The following is a 25191-nucleotide window of genomic DNA, read 5'->3' as shown; positions in this document are numbered from 1 at the left end:
TGATTACTTTTGGGCTTAATTGTTTTCCGAAAACGCTCACTCGAGCAATTTATGAGTTTTATTACCGATTTATTTGCTGCATCAGATAATCCCAATTCTTTAGGAGCAAAACTTAGAAATAAAAGGCAGCAAGTTTTTGAAGCCCTCTTCTTCTCTCATTTTAAAACTTCCGAATCCATAAAAATTTTGGATGTAGGGGGTACGGACTATTTCTGGAAAAACAGTTCCCTACCTAAAATGCCTCAGGTAGAAATTACCCTTCTGAACTTGACCAAAGAAAAAGTAGAGCAGCCTGGGTTGAAAAGTGTAGTTGGAGATGCTACCTGTATGCCGGAATTTCAAGACCAAAGCTTTGATCTGGTATTTTCAAATTCTGTGATCGAACATGTATATACTTGGGAAAATCAAGTGAAAATGGCCAATGAGATTCAACGTGTAGGAAAGACTTTTTTTATTCAAACACCCAACAAATACTTTCCAATAGAGGCGCATTATGCAATCCCTTTTGCACAGTATATGCCTAAGTCCATCATCTTCCCCATACTTACCAAAACAAGGCTGAGCCGTCTTCGCAAATGGGATGAACGAGATGCCCAACAATATTTAGATGAGATTTTATTGCTAGATGAAAAAGGAATGAGAACCCTTTTCCCAGGTGCATCTATCTATAAAGAAAAGATGTTTGGAATGGTCAAATCCCTATCTGCTCACAATCTGGGCTAATTCTTTAAATCAATTCGTACTTTTTTTCTTTGATAGACCGATGGATTCCATCCCAAAGAACTTTTCTCGCTTGCAAAGCTTCCCTTGCCGCTTTTTCGGATTCTTCAAACTTCTTTGGATCATCTCCAATTAAAAAACTCACCATTCTCCAGGCCAAAGGCCCATGTTCCTCTTCATCCAAATGAATATGTCGGTCAAAATAAAATGAAAGAGTCTTTAATTTTTCAGGCTGATTCTTTACTAATTCATCCACAAGTTTTCGAAATAAATCAGGAATCAAATCTTCCCTTCCCAAGGTAAAAGAAGCCGCAACTTCATGTGGCTTTCCTTTAGTCACCATTTCAAAATTCAATTTCAGGAAAGTCCTAACGAAGACTGGTAATTGAACCTCCTCCATCGTTTCCAAAAAATCAGCACCCGACTTCAGCTTTTGCATCATCAAATCGATGTCATATGTTTCAGCTCCTGCTTCTTTCATTGCTCGCAAATAGAGCTCAAAATGACTACAATAGCCTCCTTCTCCATCTTCATCACTCTCTTCTGCCAGCACAATATCATTGATGAGTCTGGCGATCATAGGGTCTGAAGCAGGGACCCAGGGAAGATTGATTCCCGTCAATTTAACTTGCAAGGATTTCAACAAACTCATAAAGTCCCAAACTGCAAATACATGGTACTTCATGAAAACCTGAAAATCTTCAAGACTAGTTAAGTCTTTATAAATAGGATGATCTAGTAAGATTTCACGTTCGGTCTGTACAGATTGAATTAATCTTTCAAGCGGAGTACTCATACTTTTTTTTGAAGAATTACGAAGAGGAGCCATCCTTGGATGACAAAAAACAAATTTTCTTCTACAACTTAATTTTCTGCGAACTGAAGACGTACCAAATTGGCATAAAAGCCCTCATCTTTGGTAATCAAATCCTGGTGATTTCCTTCCTCTATAATTTCTCCGTCTTTCAACACGTAGATTCTATCCACTTTTCTGATGGTAGCCAGTCTATGGGCAATAATGATGGTCGTTCTGCCTTTCATTAATTCATCCAAGGCTTCTTGAACGAGTGACTCGGACTCCGCATCCAAGGAAGAGGTAGCCTCATCCAAAATCAAAATGGAGGGATCCTTTAATATCGCTCTTGCAATTGCCACTCGCTGTCTCTGTCCACCGGATAGTTTCACTCCACGTTCTCCCACCAAGGTATCCAAACCTTCAGGGAATTGACTGATAAACTGCCAAGCATTAGCTTTCTTCGCTGCCTCTATAATTTCGGCCTCTGACGCATTCGGTTTTGCATACGAAATATTCTCACGGATTGAGCCTCCAAATAACAGGACTTCCTGTGGAACCATCCCTACTTTGCTTCTTAATGCCTGTAGATCCCAATTGGTGATATTTTTATCATCTACCAGGATTTGACCACTCTGAATGTCATAGAATCGAAGCAGTAACTGAATAATCGTGGATTTTCCGGCACCTGAATGTCCTGCCAACGCAACTTTCTCACCTGGGTTTACATGGAAACTCAAGCTTTTTAACACTTCAACTTCTGGTCTGGTAGGATAATGGAACTGTACATTCTGGAAATGGATTTTTCCCTGGAAGTTCAAAGCTACGTCTCCCCCTACTTTTTCTGCCTCTTCTTCCAAAATCTCCAACACCCGCTCAGATGAACCAATGGCTTTTTGAACTTGACCGTAGATATCCCCTAATCCTGCAATGGATCCCCCGATAAACGTGGTATACAACACAAATGAAACCAGCTCGCCCACGCTCATATCACCTGAACCCACTAGGCTTGCCCCATACCACATCACGGCTACAATCCCGCCAAATAAAGCAAAGATGATAAATGAGATAAATGCACCTCTGTATTTGGCTTGTCTCAAGGCTACTCCTACTACAGAATTCAATCCTTTCCCATAACGAGCAGACTCATATACTTCCCCGACAAAAGACTTGACCGTACTGATGGACTGCAAAGTCTCTTCTACGATCACGTTGGCAGCAGCCAATTCATCTTGAGTTTTCTTGGAAAGTTTTCTGATAAATTTTCCAAAAACCATCGCAATTAACACCAAGACAGGGAATGTGCCCAGCATGAACAAAGTAAGCTTAGGCGTATTGATCAACAGAAATGCTACCCCTGCTACTAACGTGATAATCTGTCTGAAAAATTCTGCCAGCGTAACTGAAAAGGTATCTTGAAGCAAACTTACATCCGAAGTGATTCTTGAAATTAGCTCACCTGTTCTTCGGGTATCGAAAAACTTCATAGGCAAACGGACCATCCTAGAATACAAAGCCAATCGAATATCCCGCATGGAGCGTTCAGACACTAATGCAAATAGCCAAACCCGAAAGAATGAGAAAATACTTTGTACAGCTAATATCCCAACGAGAATAAGAGCTATAGAATTAATATCAGATACAATCCATTCCGTGCCTTGAGCAGCATCAATGAGCTTACCAGCAACAAAAGGAAATGTCAATAAAGTTAAAGAAGAAAAGAGTAGGAACACCAAACCCAAAATAAATGCCCATTTATAGGGCATCAAAAAACGGAATATGGTTCCGATCTTTTCTAAATTCTGCTTTGACAACTTCCTCTTTTCGTGCTCTTCCAAAGCAGTGCCTCTTTGTTTTGCCATTAGACTTTCTTGGTAATTGAACAGACAAAAGTAAGAGTTTTTGGATGTTTATCCTCCCAGATTTTAGAATTCCCTTTCCCAGAATAAAATTCTACTTATAAAATGAAACGAGGAGGCCTTTGTAATATCCTATCAGCCAAATATTCTCCCAAAGCAGCAGAATGCTTAAACCCATGTCCCGAGCAAGCAGATACCATCCACTCCTGTTCATTATCCACATTTTTCTGGATGAAAAATTTTGCATCCTCACTAACCGTGTAAAAGCAAACTTCAGATTTCAAAAACTCTGGCTTCAGCCCCCCAAACCTCGGTTCAACTTGTTCCTTCCAGAACCTACGCTGCTCCTCCACTGTTACTTCCCGATTGATTTGGTCCGGATGGTCCACAGCTTCAAATGATTCGGTTGCCATCTTGATAGAAACCCCATCCAAGCAGGGAAAGCCATAGATAAAATCCTCTGGATTCGGACCGTGGCCCCACATAAAAACCGGATAGTCTTTCCAACCCTCATGGTCAATTTTTACCCAATGGAGGATTTGTCTGCATATTTTAAATTTGGAACGATCAGTCTGGGATAAGAAATCTTTGATCCAACCTCCGGAACAATTGATCACTACATCTGCTACCACCCTTTCTCCTTCCAATTCTACTTGTACTTTTGAATCAGACCGTTTTTTCACCTGAAGTACTGGGCTATTTCTTAAAACTATAGCTCCATTCGTTTCTGCAAGATTGATTTGGGACTGAATGGCTATTTCAGGTTTTAAATATCCTGCAGCAAATTCAAAATAGGCAGCTCCTTCTTTCTCAAGTTGAAGTAAAGGGTATTTCTTTTTCAATTCATCAGAGGACATCATTTGATGTGCAATCCCAAATTGAGCTGCAATAGTTACAGTGTTCTTGAAAAACCCTTTCACTCCATGTTTGGCCCAAGGGGTTTTTCCGGAATCCAATAAAACACCTCCACATTCTGTTAAAATAGATGCTCCTGAAATCGCCTCAATTTCTCTCCATATTTCATGAGATCGTTTGACCATAGGAACATAGGTATCCGACTCTCCAACTGCCAATCTGGTGATTCGGGTTTCCCCATGTGAAGACCCCTTATGGTGGGGCGGATCAAATCGATCAATGCCCAAAACAGAAATTCCAGCTTTTGAAAGTTGGTAAAGTGTAGCAGATCCCACTGCTCCCAAGCCTATTACTATTACCTCAAAATCCCGAAATTTCATACATGCAGTAAAAGAATAAGAAAAGATCCATTTTGATTTTCAAATTACAAGGAAATCAAAAAAAAATGGGTTAAAAACCGAAAAACTCAGTTTTTAACCCATGGGAAGGTCAAAATTCATTATGTAGTATTTTTCTACTTTTTGCCCATCTGAGCATCAACCAATTCACGCTTTAACTTTCGTTCGCGTTCCAAGGTATTTTTTCTGTGGGAGTCAAATTCTTCCTGAACTTCCGCTAAATCCTTTTGGGCTTTCTTGATTTTTTTAAAACTTCTCAAATATTGCATGGAGAAAAATGCCAGCGCAACAGCCAAGATTGCCACCAAAAGCCACATCATAGAACTGTAGACTCCTTTATGGATGCCAATGCCAAAAAAGGTGAAATTGTCTTTGGCTGCAATGGCCTCTTCTTTATCTGCTTCTACCTGCAATAATACCGTATTCATGGTGCCAATCGAGTCTTTTTGACTGGAAATCTGGGTTTTAAGATCCAGTACTTCCTGTCTCATAGTTCTCATGGAATCCAAAATATTAGACTTTAACTTATCCAGATTGGTCCGTTTAACGACCTTATATTCCTGGTAATTATTGGACACATTGTAGATATAATCAAATTGACTATCGATCGTGCCACCGTTTAGAGATCCCTGATCTGAGGAACTGCCTTGTGCTTGAGCTAGATTTCCAAGTCCAACAAACAACATCATCAAACTACAAAGGGTCAATACTTTTAACATTGGGTATTTAATTTACAAATTGGGGGATTGATATCGGGGCTTCAATAAACATGCCTCGAGGCAAAAATAACACGATTTTTTTGATCCTCTTTTTAACTAACATTGAAAATTCAGTATTAAACACTGATTTTCAACAGATTAATAAGGATTAATTCATGTTTATGAAAAAGGAACATTACAGTTCCTTCACTGTATCCACTTTGGATGCGATAAATGCAGGCCTATAGCTAGCCGATAAAGTAATTCCAATAACAGCCAAGCTTATCCAAATAAAGTCTGTCCAGGCTATTTTTATAGGATAGGAGTCGATCACGGCCGATGAAATCCCCAAGGATACCAGTCCGAATTTTTCTTGTGCCAGACAAATCAAAAACCCCAAAATCAATCCGATAATAGCTCCACTCAAAGCAATCAATGCCCCTTGCTTCAGGAAAATCCTTCTGATCAATTTATCAGGAGCTCCCATGGCTTTTAAAACGGCAATATCCTTTTTCTTCTCAATGGCCAGCATACTCAATGAAAAAAAGATGTTAAATGACGCAATGGCCAAAATAAAAGTCAAGGTGAGAAAGACGAAAAGCTTTTCCAACTTCACCGTTCGTAATAATCCCGCATGTTGCTCATCTGTATTTTTGACCAAAAATTTCGGACCTAGTAATTCTTTTAAGCTAGATTGAACAGAGTTAATAGAATAGCTTTCTTCCACTTTGATTTCCAATGAGGTCCTTCTATTTCCATAATTCAAAAGATTTTTTGCGAATTCCAGCGGAGCAATCACGTACTCATCATCAAACTGACGCTCTATACTGAAAAAGGCAACTGGATCCAAGATTGCCGAAGAATACAATTGATTTGGGTCAATGGATGCTGCAGATCTAGGAGCCTTGGGATAGAAGACTTTTAATGGAACAATGACATCATTCAAGTTGACCGAAAGAAAAAAACCAACCCCTCTTCCTAAAATCGCAGCCGGTCTCAAATCTGTTCCCAAGGTAGTATCCCCCCAAAAATAGCCATTTGTAAACCTACCCTGATCCAAGAAATTATCAGAAACCCCTTTCAATCTTGCCACAATTTGATTTCCATTGTAATCAAACAAGGCATTATCTTCAATCACCTCTGTCAAGACCTCCACTCCTTCCAAAGACCTAATACTATCTAACCAGTCTTCCGTTACTTCAAAACTTTTCCCCTCAGCGACTTCAATCTTTAATTCCGCATCAAAGCTTACAAAAAGACTACGGATTAAATCCTCCAAGCCATTAAACACCGACATCACGATTACCAATGCCATGGTCCCCACAGCTACTCCCACCATAGAAATGGTGGACAGGATCGTGATAAAATTTCGCTTTTTCTTACTGCGAAAATATCGGCGCGCTATGAAGAAACTAAGTGTCAATAGCCTTAAGAATTAATCCTCTGAATCTTCGTCTTCCTCTTCTGGAGCCTCCGGAATATTCAAATCTGAAATGACCTTGTCCATATGCTGGGCATAGGAAGCAGAGTCATCCGGGAAAAATGCGATCTCAGGAATGATGCGGACTGACTTTCCGATTCTTTTAGCCAATTGATGCCTGATTTCTTTTTTGTGTTCATTGATCAACTTATAAGTTGCATCCGGGTCTGTGAGCAAAAAGCTTAAGTATACTTTTGCAAAACCCAAGTCAGGGCTGACCAAAACGTGAGTGATGGTGATCATTGCTTTCCCTACAAGATGCTTGGCGTCTTTTTGAAAGATATCTCCAAGCTCTTTTTGGATCAATTTGGCGTATTTTTGTTGTCTTTTACTTTCCATGTGAAGTATTTGTGGTACAAATTTAGCGAAATAGTTGGGCAACCTTTAATTTCGGGCTTAGACTACCCAATACAAACTCAATTTTCCAGACATCTTGCTTAGATTTTTCAAAGTTAATGACCCTTTCAGACTCGTAGGTTTAGCGATTTACTTGCTTTTACTTACTGCCATATTTCTGATTTGGGATCCTTTCCCGCTTACTACACTCCAACTTTCCTGGATGGTGTTAGGTGAAAGGCTTGGACAAGGTTATTTCCTATATCAAGACATCATTGATAATACCGGGCCACTTTCAGCGGGATTTTTTACAATTGTTGATTTTATCCTTGGAAGAAGTCCGTTAGCCTATGAGTTAATCGGTAGAATTTTCATTTTGTTTCAGATCATTTATTGGAATACCATCTTAATTAAATACCGGGTTTTTGATGAGAACACTTATTTGCCTGCGATGATCATGGCAGCACTTTTTCATTTCTCATTCGATATGCTTTCTTTAAACCCTGCCATGCTGGGAAGTACATTTTTGATTTTGGCATTAGGACAATTGTTTTCCCAAACGGTGCTTCAAAAAGAAACCAGTGAATCCACCCTCTTGATCGGTATTTATGGAGGTCTAGCGGCAGGATTTCATCCAAGTTACGTCTTTTTCTTACCGTATATGATCCTGACTGGGATCGCCATCAGTGGCTTTTCCTTCCGCCAACTTATGCTTTCACTGGTTGGATATTTCTTACCTATTCTTCTAATAGCAGTGTTCTATTATTGGAATGACGGGCTTCAGGAAGCTATAGATATTTGGCCACTGATATTTAAATCTTCGAGCGTTCTTTTCCAATCTTATTGGAGTTGGTTAATCATTGGATCTTTCCCTATCCTGCTATCCTTAGTGGGCTATTTCTTGGGAGCTGTACTAAAAGGATCTACCATCAACCAGCAAAAACAAAGACAATTAATCATTTTAGGGCTAATTTTTGCGGCTTCTGATTTCCTACTTATTAAAAATCAAGCGGGCTTCCAGCTCATCATTTTTGTTCCCGGACTTTCCTATTTGATTACACAGTTTTTTCTTCATGTACGAAGAGGAATTGTCCCAAATATTGCCTTTTACTTGTTGATCTTGGGCTTACCGGCATTTGCCTGGTGGTATTGGCAATTCAACGTGGATAACGCTGCCTATTTCGTTTCTGAACAGGCAGATAATTCGTTGGAGGGGAAGGAAATTATGATACTAGGGCCGGATATTTCGGGTTATCAACATGCTAAATTAGGAGGTCCGTTTCTCAATTTCGAATTGAGTAAACTGTATCTTGACCAAGACAGGGATATTCCCGAAAAAGCCAAACTTTATCAAATGCTGCAACATCAGCAGCCGGAAATCATCCTGGATCAAGAAGGGCTTTTCCAGTCCATTTTAAATGATTTTCCTGAGTTGAGTAGGCATTACCAACCTCAAGGGAAAGGAATCTTTATTTTAAAATAGACAACTACCCTACCCTATCATCAGTTGCTTTTTTATCATTAAACGTAAACCCCTCTATATTTAAAGTTCTGATAAAGCTTTGTTTAGGTCTTCTATTTGTCTTGGATGAAATAGCCCATTCAAATTTTTTAAAGGATTCTAGTACCTTCTTCATCAAATAACCCATCCAGAATGAAAAGTCTATCCTACCTTATTACGCTTTTATGCTTCCTCTTATTTTCTTGCGGAAATCAAGAAACTCAAACTGATCCCATCCAAAATGAAATTTCAGCCATAGAAAACGGTCTGATTCCGCCTTTTGTGGTCAAAGGAGATTCCATTCAGAAAATGAACATCTATGAGCGGATGGAACACTATCATGTTCCAGGGGTAAGTATCGCCGTAGTAAAAGATGGAAAGCTACATTGGGCCAAAGGTTATGGCATTGCCAATACTAAAAGCGGAGATTCCGTGACTACCGAAACCATTTTTCAAGCGGGTTCCATCAGTAAACCCCTTGCTGCCTTGGGAGCACTTAAATTGGTGCAAGAAGGAAAAATGGAATTGAATGAAGATATCAACACCTACCTTCAAGGCTGGAAAGTACCGGAAAATCAATTTACCGAAACTGAAAAAGTAACACTTGAAAGACTGTTGACGCATACCGCAGGTATGACCGTTCATGGTTTCCCAGGCTATACCCAAACTGACACCTTCCCTGATATTATTACCGTTTTGGAAGGAAAGGGCAATACGCCGGCGATCTTTGTGGATACCATTCCAGGAAGCATTTGGAGGTACTCAGGAGGTGGATATACCGTCATGGAGAAAGCTGTGGAAGATGTTTCAGGGCAACCCTTGGATGTATTTTTAGCGGAAAATGTGTTAAAGCCTATCGGAATGAACCATAGTACTTTCGGCCAACCACTCCCTCAAAATTATCAAGTCAATTTCAGTGCTGCATATGATAATGAAGGAAAACTAATTGACGGATTGTATCATAATTACCCGGAACAAGCAGCGGCCGGACTTTGGACTACACCCTCTGATTTGGCCAAATATTACCTGGAAATTCAAGCCATTCGAGCCAGTAAAACCGATGGGGTCCTATCTAAGGTGATAGTAGATCAAATGCTCACCGAACACAAAAACCATTGGGGGTTAGGACCAGCTTTAGGGGAACGCGATGGGAAAGTCGTCTTTGCACATGGTGGGAAAAATGCAGGCTTCAGCAATGACATGATGGGTTATGCAGATCAGGGAGATGCCATTATTGTAATGACAAGTGCGGATCAGGGAGTACGGTTGATGTCAGAAATATTACGGGGCATATCTCACTATTACAAAATGAATTTGAGAAATGCAGGTGAGATAGAACTCGTTGATTTATCTCAGGAACAACTGAAGCAACTTGCCGGGTCCTATCAATTGGATAGACCTTTGAATGGAATCGAAAGTTATGTGGTGGAAGTAAGCGTCAAAGGAAAACACATCTTCGTTTACGATCCTAACAATGGCGACGAAAATCTACTCTCCCCTACTTCAGAAACTGATTTTGTAGACTTGACCACTGGTGACCGAGTGAAATTCCAGCCTTCCGAAAACCCTGTTGGAATGCTCTGGGGAGGAAGTTTTCAGTTTTATAAAGAGGATTAAGTATTTCCATTGTAATGAATGCTTCAAGGTATTCTTAAAATTTTAACTAGCTAAAGTAATATTCCAATAAGAAATAGATTTTTTGTCGGCGCGGTGGGAGGATTTGGCAGCGAGGGTGCGGGGGACTAGTGCGGTTGAAGCTTTGCCAAATCTTGATTTTTTCGTCCTTTTGTATCAAGACAAAAGGACATAGGAGGAAGGTTTATCTAATCAAACAAAGTAGAATTCCTTTTGACCAAATTATAAATTAGACAATTACCTACTACCAACTTAAGTCAGGCTGAGTTTTCAATATTCTTCAAACATAAAAAGGATAAGAAAGATTTTACAAAGTTTGACACTTTTGAAAGACCAAAAGTGTCCAAAAGTCTTTTGCCTGAATTGGCTTGAAAATGCCTTCGGACATTTTCTGACAGATTGGGTCAAACGCTAAAAATCAGCGGATTTCCGAACAAGTTCGGAACTAGCCGATTTTCTAAACGCTTATTGACTCCAATCCCCGTCACCAGCCATTTCAAGGCGATTAGCACTGATCGTCATTGCGAGTGAAACGAAGCAATCCAGTATTAATAAACCGAGATTGCTTCGATCGTGCTTCCCTCGCAATGACGATATCAAATCAATTTATTTTTATACCTCACCAATTCACAAATCCTTATCAAAATCACATTTCCATTGGAAAACTTGAAATAAATCCCCATTTTGATTACATGGTTTACCAGCATACCATCGGCAATTTTTCTTATTCTTTTCCCGATCTGAAAACCGTTTTAGCAAAGGCTTCCCCAGAAAAATCCGGGGATCAACTGGCAGGTTTGGCTGCTTCCACTGAAAAGGAACGGGTGGCCGCCAAACTCGTATTGGCTGACCTGCCTCTCAAGCTTTTCCTATCCGAAGAGGTAATCCCGTCCGAAATAGATGCAGTATCCCGATTGGTTCAGGATAGTCTTGATCACAAAGCCTTTCAACCCATTTCTCATATGACGGTTGGGGATTTTAGAAATTGGCTGTTGGATTACCAAACCGATGGGGAAAAAATCGCTCAGATCAGTCCAGGCCTGACTCCAGAAATGGTGGCCGCTGTCAGTAAAATCATGGCCAACCAAGATCTGATCTTAGCCGCTTCCAAAATCAGAGTCATCAGCAAATTCAGAAATACCCTAGGTCTCAAAGGCCACTTTTCCACAAGACTTCAACCCAATCATGCCACCGACGATGCCAAAGGAATCATGGCGAGCACCATCGACGGATTGCTCTATGGAGTAGGCGATGCGGTGATCGGAATCAATCCTGTTTCGGATTCTGCAGAGACTACCCTTCGATTGCTAGAAATGCTGGAAAAGCTCCGGCTGCAATATGATATTCCCACTCAATCCTGTATCCTTTCTCATGTCACCACTACCTTGGAACTTATCGCAAGAAAAGCACCTGTAGATCTGATTTTTCAATCCATTGGAGGCACAGAGGCAACCAATACCAGTTTTGGATTCAGCTTGGATACCCTCGAAGAAGCCTATCAGGCAGGCAAAGGGCTGAATCGAGGAAGCATCGGGGATAATTTCATGTACTTCGAAACAGGCCAGGGAAGTGCACATTCTGCCAATGCACACCATGGCGTAGATCAACAAACCTGTGAAGTTCGTGCCTATGCAGTTGCAAGAAAATTCAAGCCGCTGCTAGTCAATACCGTCGTGGGATTTATCGGTCCGGAATATTTATATGATGGAAAGCAAGTCATCCGAGCTGGATTGGAAGATCATTTCTGTGGCAAACTCATGGGCCTTCCCATGGGTTGCGATATCTGCTATACCAACCATATCGATGCGGATCAGGATGACATGGATAACCTGCTGACCTTATTGGGCGTGGCAGGATGCAACTTTATCATGGGAATCCCTGGTGCCGACGATGTGATGCTCAATTATCAAAGTACTTCCTTCCACGATCAACTCTACATCCGACAGGTGTTAGGACTCAAGAGAGCCCCGGAATTTGACGAGTGGCTGCTTAAAATGAATCTGATCGACGCTACGGGAAAAGTCTTGGACGTTCAGGGAAATAAATTGCTAAAGCTATGAGTGAAGAAACCAACCCCTGGGAAAAACTTAAAGCCTTTACCGATGCCCGAATTGCCTTGGGAAGAACGGGCGGAAGCCTCAAAACCCAAGAATTGCTCCAATTCCGAAGGGACCATGCCCTAGCTAAAGATGCGGTTTGGACCGAATTGGACATCCCTCATCTGGAACAAGGACTCCAAAAACTCAAGCTGAAAAACCTGATTTTGCAAAGCCAAGCCGAAAACCGGGAAAGCTATATCAAAAGGCCTGATTTGGGCAGAAAATTGGATGAACATTCCAAACAAGCCATCCAGAATTTAAAATTGGCTCCATCCGATCTTTCCATCATCTTGGCAGATGGGCTCAGTGCGCAGGCAATTGCCTTGCATGCCATGCCATTTTTGAAGGAATTGTTACCCAAACTATCAGGCTATTCCCTTTCTCCCCTTTCCATTGTGAAACAAGGAAGAGTGGCCATCAGTGATGAAATAGGAGAATTATTTTCCAGTGAACTATCCATTATTTTGATCGGGGAAAGACCCGGTTTGAGTTCCCCGTATAGCATGGGGATTTATTTGACATACAACCCAAAAGCAGGAAATACAGACGAAAAACGAAACTGTATTTCCAATATCAGAACAGGCGGTTTGCCCTATGCCTATGCAGCAGAGAAACTCGCTTTTTTAACCTCAGAGGCTCTGAGACTAAAACTATCCGGTGTCCACTTGAAGGATACTTTTGACCACCATCTATTGAACAATGAATCAGGAAAAAACTGAATTAAAACGTACGCTCGGGCCATTTATGCTTTGGGGGCTTGGCGTAGGTTATGTGATTTCGGGAATGTACTTCGGCTGGAACCTCGGGTTGGCGGAAGGAGGCACCCTGGGATTGGCTGTTGCCACCCTATTTATCATCATCATGTATGTTACATTTACCTTTAGCTACACGGAGATGGCCTGTGCCATTCCCAAAGCCGGAGGTGCTTTTGATTATGCTAGGCTGGGATTGGGTAAAAACTGGGGATTTTTGGCCGGAATGGCTCAAAGTATCGAGTTTATCTTTGCTCCACCCGCTATCGCCGCAGCCATCGGCGCCTATTTCAACGTGTTTTTCCCAGAGATCAGCATCACCACGATTGCGATTACGGCCTACCTTATTTTTACAGGAATCAATATCTCTGGGGTGAAGTTTGCGGCTTACTTCGAACTGATCATTACTATTATCGCAGTAGCCGAACTCCTGCTTTTTTCTGGGGTGAGTTTTACCGAATTCAAATTTGAGAATCTAAGCCAAAATGCCCTTCCCAACGGCTGGGGCGGCGCTTTTGCAGCCATTCCATTTGCGATCTGGTTTTTTTTGGCGATCGAAGGCGTGGCCAATGTAGCCGAAGAAGCCAAAAACCCACAGCGCAATATCCTGATCGGTTTCGGTTCCGCCTTGCTGACCCTGGTGATTTTATGTTTGCTGACCTTTACCTCCTCCATCGGGGTGGCTGGCTGGGAAGCCATCGTCTATCCTCCAGGTAGCATGGAACCCTCCGACTCTCCCCTTCCCTTAGCCTTGGCCAAGATTGTAGGCGAAAGCAATATTCTCTACCATTTGCTAATTACGGTGGGGTTGTTTGGCTTGGTGGCCTCCTTTCATGGGATTATCCTGGCAGCTGGAAGATCCACCTTGGAACTGGGACGCGAGCGCTATGTGACGCCATTTGTAGGAAAAGTCCATTCCAAGACCAAGACTCCGGTGAACGCCCTGATCGTAAATATGGGCATCGGGATTTTGGCCTTGCTGACAGGTAAAACCGGTGAAATCATCACCATCGCCTGTTTCGGGGCTTTGACCTTATACATCGTGTCGATGATTGCCTTTTTTGCCTTGCGTAAAAATCATGCGGACTTGGAGCGTCCTTTTCGGGTTCCGGCCTTTCCTTATTTCCCCGCCATCGCTTTAGTGATTGCGATTGTCGCCATGGTGGCCATGAGTATTTATAACCTGACCTTAATGGCTATTTTCTGGGGATTGGTAGGATTTGGGTATGTGAGTTTTCGATGGTATCAACGAAATAACTAATTAAAAAATACCCAATGCTGGGTTTAGTGCCTTGTCCTAAAATAGCTTTACCCCCCTTCCCCCTAGTGGCACCCACCCCCTGGGGGTATATGGACTGGGGGGGAGGGGTAAAAAGAATCTCGCGAGATTCTTTGAGTATCAACGGAGATTCGTTTTATATCTCCCGAGACTCTCTGAGTATTACCGGAGATTCTTTTCATATCTCGCTTGATTCTTTTTGCTTCAATCGAGACTCTTTTTGTATCTCCCGACATTCTTTTTGAATGTCGATTGATTCTTTGAGTATCTATTAAGACCTATTAAGCGTCTCTGTTGATTCTTTTTAGGTATCGCGAGATACTTTTTGATTCTCCTGATATTCAAAAAAGGTTCTTTACCTAGGTGTAGTTGCTCCCGACAACTTTCGAGAACCACAACCAGATTAGAGGTAATCCTCATCGAAAACTTTTCTAAAAACACTTTCCTAAGTAAGCAGTATTTCCAATTTTTGGGATATCATAAAACCCCTCGATTAGCAGCATGCGCATCCTTATCCATTTTCTATTTTTTACTTTTTTGATTTTTGGAACACACTTATCCACATTCTCCCAGCAAGCCAACAAAGACCTCAAAGTCATGACCTATAATATCTGGAATGGCTTCGATTGGGGAAAGGATACTGCTCGAAATGAGCGCCTGATCCAATGGGTAAAAGAACAAAATCCAGATGTTTTGGCCTTACAGGAGCTTTGCGATTATGATGTGGATAAACTCAAAAAAGACGCAGCTCAATGGGGGCATCCCTATGTACAGATTTTAAAGGAAAAAGGCTATCCAACTGCCCTCACATCAAAGGAACCTATTATTTTGATCGAAAAGAATGTGGATAACTTCTGGCATGGGCTGCTTCACGTCCAGACGTATGGGATAGATTTCTTTGTAGTACATTTATCACCATCCGACGCCAATATCCGCTTGCAAGAAGCCCAGCAGATCAAATCCAGAATTCAGGAGTTATCCACAGACTCTTACATTATCCTGGGAGATTTCAACTCCCATTCTCCTCTGGATGCGTATTGGATGGAACCGAAAACAGCGCTTAAAAACAAGATGGCGAATGAGAAAAATGAAAAGTATTCCAATTTGCGAATGGGGGAATTTGATTATGCACCCATGTCAGAATTCTTATCCATTCCAGCCATTGATGTGAGTTTGGGAAAAGCAGATCTGGAAGCAAGTTTTACTTTCCCTACCCCGGCATTGATTGGATTATACGATCAAACCGCCGAAAGCATTATCCAGAACCGAGTTCGGATCGATTACATTTTGGCCAGCCCATCACTTGCTAAAACCTGTTCCCAGGTAGAAATTTTTAATCATGGAGCGCGCGAAACACTTTCGGATCATTTTCCTGTAATGGCGGTATTTCAGGTGAATAAAAAAGAATAATCAGTCCCTATCAAGCACCCTATCATTGCCTTCCTTGAATAATAATATTATAAACACTATCAGGATCCTGGCTTCTTAGAAAAATATTCAATTCTACCCCTGAAGATCCATTGATACTGCCAGTACCGTCCCAGATTCTAAAGGCAGGAAAAACTACTTGATTTGTCTTAGCTCTCATTCTGTATTCATCGGTTGTAAACAGTTCTATGTAAACATCAGTTAAGCTAAAACTCTCCTCGATTCTTTTGACTTTATATTTTAATTCGGGCAAAATATAATCTCCAGATATAGGGAATTTGAGAGTGACCTCTTGGTTCTCGTAAGTGACTATTGTTTTGAATCCATCAACTTTGTAGGTAGTATCACCTACCTCATAAATGCCCGTATTTTTCTTAAAGACATCATGTTGAAGCGTGCCTAAATAGGTCCCAACAATACCTGAAATATTTGGACTCCTAGGTTCTATTTCCACTTTATCACTATTGCTGCATGAAAGTAAAAGTGCACAACAAAGGAGGTATAGGTAAGATTTCATACTTTAATTTACCAACTATCACCTTGCTTCACTCCCAGAAAATCCTAAATCAAAAATCTTCTTTATTGATTTTTGCAAAAGCTGTGACCGAAGGTTTTTTTGGTAAAATCCCTTTCTATTTTAGAATTTGAAATTCGATTAAATAATACCATCATGGAGTTTTCCTCGAAATGATGAGGATTACACGTATTCAAGTGCAAAAAATTATACAAGATTTAAGGGGTTGATTGAATTGGATTATTTGTGAAAATTTAAGCCCAATTGCAAATTGATAAGGATATGAGGGTGTAGTTTATCCCGACAACTGTCGAGGACTACACCTAGTTCAGGACAAACTACACCCAGATTAGGACCAATTACACAGAAAAATATTCGTTGAGCACAGATTTATTTCCCAAAAATTTAAGATAGACCTCGACCATTTAAAATTAATTTTATTCACTCTTTATGTACTTTTGCCATAGCCCAAAAGTACCAAAAGGCCTAGTCGCCACCAAAGCTTCTACCCGCATCCCATCCCCTGCCTCGCTGGTGCGACTTTCCCTCCCGCCTACTTAGTCTAATCCAGTTAAGTCTTCCTATCTTTCCTTTGATGGGGGGGGAATAAAATGGAATGATGAGGCGTAATTAATTTTTCACTCCAATAACAGAAATATTATACACGCTATCAGGATCCTGACTTCTTAGAAAAATTTCAAATTGTAATAATTCTGGTCTAATAAGGCTGTTTTTTGGCCAAATCCTAAAAACAGGTGTGTCTATCTGATTAGGACTTGCTTTCATTCGGTATTCATTCGTGTTTAGTAGCTCCAGATAAACATCAACTATTTTCAATGGTTCTAAATTCTCTATTTTTCTGACTTTATATTTTAATTCGGGCAAAATATATCTTCCCGTATTCAGAATTTGTATGGTGACTATCTGTTCTTGATCATTAAAAGCTACAACGGGTCGGACTCCATTTACTGTATAGGTTGTATCAAATGTTTCATTAATCTTAATGACATCATGGAATAAAGAACCTGTATAGCTCCCCACAATATTTTCAATACCTGGAACGTCCGGTTCTACTTCATCTTTATCGGTACATGAGAATAGTAAAGCACAAAAAAGGAGGTATAGGTAAGATTTCATACTTTAATTTACCAACTATCACCTTGCTTCACTCCCAGAAAATCCTAAATCAAAAATCTTTTTTATTGATTATTGCAAAAGCTGTGACCGAAGGTTTTTTTGGTAAAATCTGAGTTTGAGAAACATGCATTCAAATAGCTCAATCAACAAAAGAGAATTCTCTTCCTTAAACTTAGAATTCAAGGTCATTCTAAAAGTTTAACCTCAGGGCTACCTAGATCAAGCTTCGACATTTAAAAGTAGCATTTATCCAGTATTGGGTATGGAACTCTTTCATATTTTACCGATATTGAATGCAATAGATAGGATTAATACATGAAACATTCGATGTAATGAGCTTTATATTGATCTACGTTTCCTTTCATTAAGTTCTACTAAGCCAACCACTTTGCTGAATTCTTTTCCAATACCTACTCAGGATTGAGAAAGCATTTATTCCTACTCCAAATGAGATTTATTTTTGTTGGTTGATTTTTCACCAGCATAGTACCAGTTATCGCATCCTGTCGCTTTATCCCTATTTGATCCAAAAGTGGATTTTTAGGTACTGTTTCAAATACCATTTAATTTAAAAGTTATGTGTCATGGGAGACCTAGGAGAGCAATTCACCAACCTATTTAAAAAGTATATGCCAAATGCTTTTGTTTTTGCGTTGGTCTTGACCGTCATAACTGCTGTTTCCGCACTAGTATGGACAGAATCCACCATTATGGATACTCTTTCGGCTTGGTACCAAGGGTTTTGGCAGCTTTTAGAGTTTGGTATGCAAATGACCCTCCTATTGGTAACAGGCTATTCCATCGCCCTCTCTCCCATTCTAAAACGATTCTTTTCCAAACTCACCCAATTCATTCAAACTCCTAGGCAGCTTTATCCATTCATCATCCTCATTGGAATGATTCTTAGTGCCGTCAGTTGGGGTTGGATCGTGATTACTGCCGTGCTGGGAAGAGAACTTGCCTTACGGATCAAAGGGGTCAATTACCCCTACCTCATTGCTTGTGTTTATTTCTCCGGAGGGGTTTGGGTCAGTGGATTTTCAAGTACTATCCCACTCTTGCTTAACACTGAAAATAACTACTTAATTGAGGCGGGAGTTTTGTCTGGTACCATTCCAACATCTTATACCTTAGGATCTATTTTAAATATCTCCATTATTGGTTTTTCTTTATTCATTGGTCCCCTCCTTTTCTTTTTATTAGCTCCAAAAAAATCAAATGGGCTGGAAGAAATGCTTTCCTCAAAACCTCAAAATCAGGAACTTACCATCCTGGAAGAAGCCGAAAGTATGAAGCAAAAGGAAATTTCTTTTTCAGATAGACAAAACAATAGCCCTATCCTTCAATATGTTATCGGGCTGATGGGGCTAGTTTACATCATTTATTATTTCAGTACCAAAGGATTGGACATCAACCTGAACATCATGATTTTTATTTTTATTGTGATGGGCCTGTTTTTGCATCAAACCCCCATCCGATATGGAATCGTGATGAAACGCTCCAGTAGTAATATTTCGGCAATTCTGTTTCAGTTTCCTTTTTATGCAGGAATCATGGGAATCATGAAATATACTGGGTTAGGAAATGAACTTACCAAAGCCATGGTCTCCATCGGCACGATAGAAAGCTTTCCATTCTTGGCTTTTCTCAATGGCGCAATCGTCAATTTTGCGATCCCATCTGCAGGAGGAGAGTTTGCGGTCGTCGGTCCAAGCGTCATCGATGCGGTAAAAGAACTTGGAGTAGGGCTTCCTGAACTCCAAGTCACCAAAATGATTGCTAGAGCCTCCATGTCTATCGCTTTTGGGGAAAGTTTGACGAATTCATTACAGCCCTTCTATTTGCTGCTTATCCTTCCCATTATGGGACTTGGCATTAAAATCCAGGCACGGGACGTCATGGGGTATTTATTCATCCCTTTTATCCTGTTTTTCATTGCCTGGGCATTAATTGTGGTCTATGTACCACTTTAAAAAACCATGGATTCATCCAAAATGCCACTCAAGTAAAACCACATTCCCTTCACCAATTTTAACAGCGTTTTTCAATCCATTTTTCAATTGGGAGCGTTACATTGGACTATGATTAGAAGCAAAATCCAGCTGTTGGCCGGGTTGGGAGTAGGCCTGATGGTCGTAGGATGTACTTCCTCCTCCTTAATCACCGCCCCGCCGATCAGCTATACCAACACCAGCCCCAAAGTAGCCGAACTGACCGATCAGGAATCCAGACATTGGGGACATCTAGATTTACAGAAAGATACGATCCCGGGCATGAGCGTAGACCGTGCCTATGCGGAACTCCTGAAAAAGAAGAAAGGAGAGGAAGTCATCGTGGCCGTGATTGACTCAGGCATTGACTTGGATCATGAGGATATCCAAGAAGTTCTTTGGATCAATCCGGGAGAGAAGCCGGGAGACGGCATCGATAATGATGGAAATGGATACATTGACGACATCCATGGATACAACTTCCTTGGAGAATCCTTCAATGAACAAATGGAAATGGCGAGAATCGTCCGGTTGAAAATCGGAGATGAGGCCTACCAAGCAGCTGCCCAAGAAAAGATCAATGAAAAGCTTCCTGAAGCCAGAGCAGCCCTTCCTCAGCTAAAGCAGATCGAAGCGTTGGTGACCTTAGCCGATAAGAATATCAAGACTGCTTTGGGGAAAGAATACTATTCCTTAGCCGATCTACAAGGATATGAGCCTAAGAATGTACAGGAAGAAAGAACCGTAGGGATGTTGATGCAGGTGATCAGCATGGGAGAAAATGTACCTGATGCGATCAAAGACCTTCAAGCAGGAATCAACTATTATGAGACGCAGGTAAACTATCATCTGAATGTGGATTTCAACGGTCGAACTCCCGTAGGAGATGATCCTTATGATTATTCCGATCAGGATTATGGCAATGGGGATCCAAACATCAGAGATACAGAGGAAAGTCACGGTTCGCATGTGGCAGGAATCATCGCTGCTACCCGAAACAATAAAAAGGGCGTGGACGGCGTCGCGAATCGTGTCAAAATCATGTCTATCCGGGCGGTGCCTAATGGAGATGAATACGATAAGGACATCGCATTGGCAATTCGCTATGCAGCAGATAATGGAGCCAAGGTCATCAATGCAAGTTTTGGAAAGGGATTCTCCCCTAATTCCGAATGGGTATATGATGCCTTAAACTATGCCGCTTCCAAAGATGTGCTGTTTGTACATGCTGCTGGAAATGATGGAATGGATTTGGATGATCCAGAGAACCCAAGTTTCCCGAATGACCATCCAAATGGAGGAACTGGAGACTTTTCCGATAATTATCTGACGGTAGGTGCCTTGACTCCTATGCTGGGATCGGAAATGGTCGCTGTATTCTCCAACTATGGAAAGAAATATGTGGATATCTTTGCCCCTGGACAAGAGATCTTATCGACCATGCCCAATGATGCCTATGAATTTCAGGACGGCACCTCCATGGCCGCTCCTGCAGTAGCGGGATTGGCTGCCATGATCCGATCGTATTATCCTAGCCTTACTGCCGCTCAGGTGAAGAAGATAATCCTGGAGTCTGGTGTTGCGCTGGATATGGAAGTAATGGTAGGTGGACCCGAAGGAGAAGAGAAACCCTTCTCAGAGATTTCTTCTTCCGGTAAAATCGCCAATCTATACAACGCCCTGATCTTGGCCAATCAAGTGGCCAACGGGAAAGCAAGTCTGTAAAGCCAAAACCAAGCTAACCATCAAAACCCATTTGGTGATCCAGGATGGGTTTTGTGGTTTTAACCTTGAAGTCCCCTCCTAAGAGTTATTGTTTTTTGGTGGCACCTTCTGCAAGCCCATTCACTTTCCAAAGACATGAGGCTATCTAATAAATAGTTTTTTCACAATGAGTCTTAAATATTCTTCAAACATAGAAAAAGTGAATGACAGGTTTTTCTATGTTTGGCACTTTTGAAAGACCCTGCCTACCGGCATGCAGGCAAAAGTCCCCCTCCACGATAGGTATCGGGAGTCTTTTGCCTGAATTGGCCTGAAAATGCCTTCGGACATTTTCAGGCCAATTCAAAGCAAATCGTCCAATTGAAATTTCATATGATATTTAAAGGTTTTAGGTTGAACCCGCCTTCCAATTTTGGGGGTTAAGAAATCAATTGTGAGGGTGTTAATTAGGAGGCTTGTTTGACGAAAATTTTGCTATCCTAAACATCATAATTTGGCAAGATTTAATGCAAAATTGAGGAGTTTGCCGACGTGTGGGGAGGAAATTGATTTTAACCCAAAAATGGACAGCGGTGGGTTTTTTGGTCCTTTTTCACCTACAGGAAAAAGGACGGAGAAATCAAAAACAAGCAAAAGATTTATATCACATAAAAAGGATTGATTGAAAACTTTAAGACAAACCCACTCTTGTCTAAAGCAAAAAAGTATATTGTTTTCCGTAGCGTCCCGACAAATTTATAGGGGTTCAAAATAAAGTTAATGCGCTGAATTAAGCTTTCGATACCCACATCTTCATAACCCTGTAAGAGTCAAACCATTTTTAACCTTGGGTGAAACCCATGGTATGAAACCTCTAGACTTCAACCACCGACCCTGAAGTGGTCGAACAAAAAAACTCTATAACTAAACCCAAAAATAGGTGGAGGTAATACTGAAAACAGCTCAAAAAAGTAAAAAATACCCAGTATTGGGTATAGGAACTCAACTTTTAGTTTCCGTACTTCAAGAGTTAGTGGGATTGGGCTTAAATCCAGCCTTTTAACCGACAACAAATGATTGTTGTCGTTTGTTGTCGGTTACGATTTATTAATATCTGATTTTCAACGCTTTATAAACCCAAGCTCCTATTCTAACTATAATGGAAATATACGCAATGCGTATATACAAATGTTACAAAAAAGCCCATCTTGTTCTAACAAGATGGGCTTTTGATTGATGAAACCTCCTGAATTAGCTACAAGCAATTTTATTCACTCTGGTTTGGTGCCTTCCCCCCTAAGCGTAGACCACGATAACTATCGGGTGCATCTACGCTTTTCAATTATTAGGAATTTGAAATTCCCTTAGAGCGATCGGAATTACTTTACCAATAAAGTGGATAAATAAATTTCGAACTATTCAATATCGCCAAGGAAGTCATAATCGAAATTGTTAATTTGGTTTACGCAAGACCGAATAACCCTGTGGGCTAGGCAGATATATAGGCAATGGAATAGTCGGAATTGGGTTAATACAATTTTAACCTTCAAGCTGAAAAATAATAGATCTCCATGTATAACGCATTTATTTCATATTCACATTCCTCAGATGACAATTTTGCTCCTGCACTCCAAAATGCATTGCAAAAATTTGCAAAACCATGGTTAAGAAAACGAAACTTGGAAATCTTTCGGGATGAATCAAGCCTGGATGCCTCCCCACATCTATGGGGGAATATAACTAAAGCATTGGACCAATCAGAATACCTTATTTTATTGGCATCTCCAATATCTGAAAATTCGCCTTGGGTTAACAAGGAAGTTGAATACTGGCTGGAACATAAATCGATTGACAAAATATTAATTGCCTTAACTGCGGGCAAAATGGAATGGGATAATCAAAATAATTGTTTTCTAAATCCAGATAAAAATTCATTGCCACCTACTCTGGATGACAAATTCACGGATGAACCCTTTTTTATTGATTTGCGCCAATCTAAAACGGAGCAAGACCTTTCGTTGAATAATCCCATTTTTAAAAAAGAGATTTTAAAACTAGCTGCCAAGTTACATGGTAAAGCTCCCAATGACCTGGCCAGTGAGGAAGTGTCTATTCATCGCAAAATGATTAGGTTAAGAAATGGAGTTTTCATAGTTCTTAGTTTGCTTTTAATTTCTGCAACAATACTGGCAGTAAAAGCAATTTTTGAAAATAATAAAGCCCAAAGCCTATTGGTGTCAGTAATTGCAAAAGATTTAACAAATGATGATCCAACAATAGCTATTCGTTTGGCGGAATATGGTTACAAAAAACATCCATCAAATGACCGTCTATCTCAAGAGAAATATTATTCGGTTGAAAAGACCTTAGAGGATATTTGGTCAAATGCCGTAGAGAAAAAACTGCTCTTTTATGAAAAAAAAATTAATGGGAATAGGTTTAAGTATTCTTCTAATAAAATAAATGGAACCCCGCTGCCAGTGCAACTTACAAGCGCCGCAATCTCTCCAGATGAAAATAAAATAGCAATTGCCTTTAACAAAGATAATTCTGTAATACCAGGTGTTATATACGATTATAAATCAGATAATTTGATTGAGTTATCAGCGGTAGATACTAAATACAATTTAAACCAGGGAATAGAATTCTCACCAGATGGAGAAAAAGTAATGATAATTTATGCTAAAGGCCCTCCTATAATATATGATGCTAAAACAGGTATTCCAGGCAACGTCCAAATTTTTAAACCACTTGAGAATGATGTGTCTATTTATAACGCAAACTTTTCCCCTGACGGAACTAAAATAATAGTCAATTATCTTACAAATAGTGGAAAAAGGGCTGCTGGAATATGGGATGTTAAAACAGGTGAATTGATTGATGATTTGGATTGCGCCAGTTGCAGATTATCTCCTGATGGGGCAAAAATCATGACTTTCAAGCCGATTGGAAATTCTGAATACAATGTGAGCATTTGGGATAGAGAAAGCCAAAAGCAAATTAGCAATTTAAAAGAATACATTCACTTTTCATCAGAACTCTTTTTCTCAACTGACGGGAATAAGGTTTTTTATTTTAGTCCATATATTAAACCACATTTAAGCAGAATTTGGGATGTAAATACAGGGGAAATTATTACCAATTTTCATGAAGGAAAAAGTTTGGATTTTTTCCGTGAAGCTAAATTTTCGCCTGACGACAAGATCATCGCAACAAGAAGCATTATGGGAGATGCAATTCTTCGGAAATCTGAAACGGGAGATACTATTGCTGTCTTAAGACCTTCTAGGTTTGAAAAGTTTTCAAGTATTTCTTTTTCATCTGATGGCAATAAAATAGTTACAGCAAGTTTAGACTATGTTAAAATATGGGATTTGAAATTTACAGAATTTATATCGAATTATGACCGTCAATTGGAAATCAATGACACCTTAGAAAGCCTGGCAAAAGGAGCTCCAATCATGATGGTAGATTCTGCCGATAGAAATAAAATTTCAAGAATATTAAGTAATCAAGCGCCTTTTAAAAAAGAATTTGATAGTCTAAGAGCTTTAGTACTGAACACTGAACAAATTATTGCCTGGCTCAATAATCAGGGTCAAATACATACACTAACACAGGAAGATTTAAATGACCTCTATTTGAATTTTATAAAATTGTAAGAGATGTTCAACATTTAAGACTAATGCAACAAACTCGTATTGCTAATCACAATTTTCTAAATAAGTTAGTGAAAGCTTAAACTAATCGTTTATTTAAATGGGGAAATAATTTTGATCGTTCGAAATATTTCCCCCCTAAGGATAAACCACCATACCTAACGGATGCATCTACGCTTTTTTATTATTAGGAATTTGCAATTCCTTCAGCACGATCTGAGGCACTTTTTTAATAAAGAAGGTAAATAAATTTCGAACTATTCAATATCGCTAAGGAAGTCAGAACCGAAATTCTTAATTTGGTTTCCACAACACCAAATTCCCCTGTGGACAATATAGCTATATACGCAATA

The 25191-nt window shown here is 40.2% G+C and carries 18 protein-coding genes; 10 read left to right on the top strand and 8 right to left on the bottom strand.

The genetic code is table 11. The features are described 5' to 3' along the window. Positions 1 to 51: 51 nt before the first annotated feature. Positions 52 to 723 (top strand): class I SAM-dependent methyltransferase, encoded by a 672-nt coding sequence (locus JYB62_RS15280; protein ID WP_205646281.1) that lies wholly within the window; start codon positions 52 to 54, stop codon positions 721 to 723. A 4-nt stretch (positions 724 to 727) separates the two neighbouring features. On the opposite strand, the gene JYB62_RS15275 is transcribed toward JYB62_RS15280, so the two are convergent. From JYB62_RS15275 to rbfA, 6 genes are all read right to left on the bottom strand, one after another. Then, entirely contained in the window at positions 728 to 1516 is a 789-nt protein-coding gene (locus tag JYB62_RS15275) for a DUF3050 domain-containing protein (protein ID WP_205646280.1), read from the bottom strand. A 68-nt stretch (positions 1517 to 1584) separates the two neighbouring features. Then, positions 1585 to 3375, bottom strand: a complete 1791-nt coding sequence (locus JYB62_RS15270; protein ID WP_205646279.1) for an ABC transporter ATP-binding protein — start codon at positions 3373 to 3375, stop codon at positions 1585 to 1587. A 95-nt stretch (positions 3376 to 3470) separates the two neighbouring features. Then, complete coding sequence (gene solA / locus JYB62_RS15265; RefSeq protein ID WP_205646278.1) at positions 3471 to 4607, bottom strand: N-methyl-L-tryptophan oxidase; 1137 nt, start codon at positions 4605 to 4607, stop codon at positions 3471 to 3473. Between the two features lie 134 nt (positions 4608 to 4741). Beyond that, positions 4742 to 5344 carry a hypothetical protein gene (locus tag JYB62_RS15260; RefSeq protein WP_205646277.1) on the bottom strand — a complete coding sequence of 201 codons (603 nt, stop codon included), beginning with the start codon at positions 5342 to 5344 and terminating at the stop codon, positions 4742 to 4744. A gap of 175 nt (positions 5345 to 5519) precedes the next feature. Beyond that, the gene (locus JYB62_RS15255) at positions 5520 to 6746 is read right to left on the bottom strand and encodes an FtsX-like permease family protein (protein ID WP_205646276.1); all 1227 of its coding nucleotides are present in this window, start codon (positions 6744 to 6746) and stop codon (positions 5520 to 5522) included. 12 nt (positions 6747 to 6758) lie between these two features. Continuing rightward, complete coding sequence (gene rbfA / locus JYB62_RS15250; RefSeq protein ID WP_205646275.1) at positions 6759 to 7142, bottom strand: 30S ribosome-binding factor RbfA; 384 nt, start codon at positions 7140 to 7142, stop codon at positions 6759 to 6761. 94 nt (positions 7143 to 7236) lie between these two features. On the opposite strand from rbfA, the gene JYB62_RS15245 reads away from it, so the two are divergent. The 6 genes from JYB62_RS15245 to JYB62_RS15220 all read left to right on the top strand — a co-directional run bounded on the left by JYB62_RS15245 (position 7237) and on the right by JYB62_RS15220 (position 15815). After that, positions 7237 to 8622, top strand: coding sequence for a hypothetical protein (locus JYB62_RS15245; protein ID WP_205646274.1), 1386 nt, complete (start codon positions 7237 to 7239; stop codon positions 8620 to 8622). Positions 8623 to 8793: 171 nt separating this feature from the next. Then, the gene (locus JYB62_RS15240; protein WP_205646273.1) at positions 8794 to 10257 is read left to right on the top strand and encodes a serine hydrolase domain-containing protein; all 1464 of its coding nucleotides are present in this window, start codon (positions 8794 to 8796) and stop codon (positions 10255 to 10257) included. A 710-nt stretch (positions 10258 to 10967) separates the two neighbouring features. Then, complete coding sequence (locus JYB62_RS15235; RefSeq protein ID WP_205646272.1) at positions 10968 to 12335, top strand: ethanolamine ammonia-lyase subunit EutB; 1368 nt, start codon at positions 10968 to 10970, stop codon at positions 12333 to 12335. Further along, on the top strand, positions 12332 to 13093 hold the full coding sequence (gene eutC / locus JYB62_RS15230; protein WP_205646271.1) for an ethanolamine ammonia-lyase subunit EutC: 762 nt from the start codon (positions 12332 to 12334) through the stop codon (positions 13091 to 13093). The genes JYB62_RS15235 and eutC overlap by 4 nt, the downstream gene beginning before the upstream one ends. Further along, complete coding sequence (gene eat / locus JYB62_RS15225; protein ID WP_205646270.1) at positions 13074 to 14387, top strand: ethanolamine permease; 1314 nt, start codon at positions 13074 to 13076, stop codon at positions 14385 to 14387. Before eutC ends, eat begins: the two co-directional genes overlap by 20 nt. A 519-nt stretch (positions 14388 to 14906) precedes the next feature. After that, complete coding sequence (locus JYB62_RS15220) at positions 14907 to 15815, top strand: endonuclease/exonuclease/phosphatase family protein (RefSeq protein ID WP_205646269.1); 909 nt, start codon at positions 14907 to 14909, stop codon at positions 15813 to 15815. A 22-nt stretch (positions 15816 to 15837) separates the two neighbouring features. Here JYB62_RS15220 and JYB62_RS15215 read toward each other — a convergent pair whose 3' ends face one another. Further along, the gene (locus JYB62_RS15215; RefSeq protein ID WP_205646268.1) at positions 15838 to 16350 is read right to left on the bottom strand and encodes a hypothetical protein; all 513 of its coding nucleotides are present in this window, start codon (positions 16348 to 16350) and stop codon (positions 15838 to 15840) included. Between the two features lie 627 nt (positions 16351 to 16977). Further along, positions 16978 to 17484, bottom strand: a complete 507-nt coding sequence (locus JYB62_RS15210) for a hypothetical protein (RefSeq protein ID WP_205646267.1) — start codon at positions 17482 to 17484, stop codon at positions 16978 to 16980. A gap of 584 nt (positions 17485 to 18068) precedes the next feature. On the opposite strand from JYB62_RS15210, the gene JYB62_RS15205 reads away from it, so the two are divergent. The 3 genes from JYB62_RS15205 (at position 18069) to JYB62_RS15195 (ending at position 24841) form a co-directional block, all read left to right on the top strand. Further along, complete coding sequence (locus JYB62_RS15205) at positions 18069 to 19457, top strand: short-chain fatty acid transporter (protein ID WP_205646266.1); 1389 nt, start codon at positions 18069 to 18071, stop codon at positions 19455 to 19457. 108 nt (positions 19458 to 19565) lie between these two features. Continuing rightward, positions 19566 to 21200, top strand: coding sequence for a S8 family peptidase (locus JYB62_RS15200; protein ID WP_205646265.1), 1635 nt, complete (start codon positions 19566 to 19568; stop codon positions 21198 to 21200). Positions 21201 to 22750: 1550 nt separating this feature from the next. Further along, on the top strand, positions 22751 to 24841 hold the full coding sequence (locus tag JYB62_RS15195; RefSeq protein ID WP_205646264.1) for a toll/interleukin-1 receptor domain-containing protein: 2091 nt from the start codon (positions 22751 to 22753) through the stop codon (positions 24839 to 24841). Positions 24842 to 25191 lie beyond the last annotated feature (350 nt).

It is taken from the genome of Algoriphagus lutimaris, from assembly GCF_017051705.1.
GTDB classification, from domain to species: Bacteria; Bacteroidota; Bacteroidia; order Cytophagales; family Cyclobacteriaceae; genus Algoriphagus; species Algoriphagus lutimaris.
The sequence above is the reverse complement of the archived record's forward strand: the minus strand, read 5'-3'. Positions and strand labels throughout refer to the sequence as shown.